Annotated in this window: 1 protein-coding gene; it reads left to right on the forward strand. The window is 55.7% G+C overall.

Annotated elements, in window-relative coordinates:
• On the forward strand, nt 1-574 hold a 574-nt coding region (locus tag CZ809_RS20960), incomplete at both ends, for an Ig-like domain-containing protein (RefSeq protein ID WP_144396233.1).

The following is a 574-nucleotide window of genomic DNA, read 5'->3' on the forward strand; positions in this document are numbered from 1 at the left end:
GCTACCGATGGTGTTATCAACGCAGATGAAGCGCACAGCAAAGTCCCGGTCACGGGGACCGTGGGCGCAGATGTTAAAGTCGGCGATACCGTTACGGTCGTTGTTGATGGTCAAACCGTGGGTACCACAAAAGTTGTGGAGCAGGACGGCAAGTTAACGTGGACGGCAGAAGTCGATGGCAGTGTTTTAGACGGTGCGACGGCTGATAGTGTGACGGCAACCGTCACCACCACGGATGAGGCGGGCAACAGTGCCACGGCGACGGACGATCACCCTTACAACATTGATACTGACATTGCGGCAGCGATCACTATTACCTCGATAGCTACCGATGGTGTTATCAACGCAGATGAAGCGCACAGCAAAGTCCCGGTCACGGGGACCGTGGGCGCAGATGTTAAAGTCGGCGATACCGTTACGGTCGTTGTTGATGGTCAAACCGTGGGTACCACAAAAGTTGTGGAGCAGGACGGCAAGTTAACGTGGACGGCAGAAGTCGATGGCAGTGTTTTAGACGGTGCGACGGCTGATAGTGTGACGGCAACCGTCACCACCACGGATGAGGCGGGCAACA

Origin of the sequence: Photobacterium piscicola, assembly GCF_900166965.1 — a bacterium.
Classification (GTDB): Bacteria; Pseudomonadota; Gammaproteobacteria; order Enterobacterales; family Vibrionaceae; genus Photobacterium; species Photobacterium piscicola.